Here is a 1,710-nt window from a genome sequence, read left to right on the forward strand (position 1 = left end):
TACCCGACTATTGGTTAATGGTTGATGATTTGCCGACCCTACCCCTTGCTTGTAGTAGGGTGGGCAAATAGTCAGGATTGATGATGAAATTGCCTTCGGTATAGTATTTGCCGACCCTACCCGCTCCGAATGCGTACGCACTTGTCGGGTGGGCAAATAGTCAGGATATATGATGAAATTGCCTTCGGTACAGAATTTGCCCACCCTACCCGCTCCGAATGCGTACGCACTAGATTTATGATCAATTGGTTAATGGTTGATGATTTGCCCACCCTACCTCTTGCTTGTAGTAGGGTGGGCAAATGGACTAGATTTATGATCAATTGGTTAATGGTTGATGATTTGCCCACCCTACCCCACTGAGTGCGATCGCTGATCTGGTAGGGTGGGCAAATGGACATGATTGATGTACTACGGCCAATGGCTGATAGCCAATGGCTGATAGCTGATAGCTGATAGCTGACTGCTGATAGCTGTTCGCGCAGCGTGCGCGTAGCGCATTAGCTGAATGCTTACGTTCTATGTTTAAAATTAAAGCCATCTTGTTGGAGCATAAGCAATGTCCTACAGTGAATTTAAATCCATTGCTGAAGTGTGTAATCGGTTTGACTTAAACATTGATGAGTCGCAAAATTTGTTTACGGATATTGCTCCCGTGGAAGTTAGCGAACTTTTACAACAAATCTTACAACGAAATATTCCTCTCGCCAATGCCATCAATACAGAAAAAGCCCGGTCTGAACTCTTAATCGCTCCAACATTATTAGAAATCAGGGAAATCTTTCATAATGAAGTTGGTTTTTTTTCTGGGTCAGAATTCAATATTGATTCAGAGTTAGGATTAAACGGTTATTGTGACTTTATTTTGACCGCTTCACGAGAAATTTATGAGATTCACCGACCTGTTGTTACCTTAGTTGAAGCCAAGAATGAAAATATTAAAGGAGGCTTGGCGCAGTGTATTGCCGAAATGGTAGCAGCCCAACGATTTAACGAGAGAGAAAATGTCAATTTGCCGATTTTTGGAGCTGTGACAACTGGTCTAATCTGGCAGTTTCTTCGCTTAGAGGGGGTGCTGCTCTGGATAGATCTGCAAGAATACTATATTAGAGACACTGCCAAACTTTTGGGCATTTTGTCTCATCCCTTTCAGGAGTATTTTCGCGTCCGCAATGATAATTAGGTAATTGTATATCGCCTTTCTTATACCCATGAGGTACACAATTTATGGATTTTAGGGAGCAGGGAGCAGGGAGCAGGGAACAGGGAATAGGGAACAGGGAACAGAGAACAGTATGAGTAGGGTGGGCAAATGGACATGATTGATGATCAAATTGTCAAACTCTCAGAATTTGCCCACCCTACGCCTACGCCTTCAACCTACTGATTTGCCCACCCTACCCCTGAAGCTAACCTTCAACATCCCAACCTTCAACCTTCAACCAACTAACCTTCAACCAACTAACCTTCAACCAACTAACCTTCAACCTTCAACCAACTAACCTTCAACCTTCAACCTTAAAAAAAATAGCCGCAGAAATACTATCCACGGCTAGGAATTTACCTTATGTCATTCAGTTTTATAACTTATCCAGACGTGATCCTATGGGATTGGCCGAAGGTCACGCTACGGGATTGGACCGGATGGTTTGGCCGGGGGGAAAACCCCCCAGCAATTTAACGTGTTAACGGAGCCTCAAGTACTTGGTC

3 protein-coding genes are annotated in these 1,710 nt (G+C 43.7%); 2 read left to right on the forward strand and 1 reads right to left on the reverse strand.

Going from position 1 to position 1,710, the window contains the following annotated elements:
- Positions 1-319 precede the first annotated feature (319 nt).
- Positions 320-541 (reverse strand): hypothetical protein, encoded by a 222-nt coding sequence (locus F6K49_RS46275; RefSeq protein ID WP_293109172.1) that lies wholly within the window; start codon positions 539-541, stop codon positions 320-322.
- A gap of 18 nt (positions 542-559) precedes the next feature.
- On the opposite strand from F6K49_RS46275, the gene F6K49_RS46280 reads away from it, so the two are divergent.
- Positions 560-1,183: a hypothetical protein gene (locus tag F6K49_RS46280; protein ID WP_293065445.1), complete on the forward strand. Its 624-nt coding sequence runs from the start codon at positions 560-562 to the stop codon at positions 1,181-1,183.
- 142 nt (positions 1,184-1,325) lie between these two features.
- Complete coding sequence (locus tag F6K49_RS46285; protein ID WP_293065448.1) at positions 1,326-1,502, forward strand: hypothetical protein; 177 nt, start codon at positions 1,326-1,328, stop codon at positions 1,500-1,502.
- Positions 1,503-1,710: the final 208 nt, after the last annotated feature.

The organism is Moorena sp. SIO3I6 (assembly GCF_010672095.1).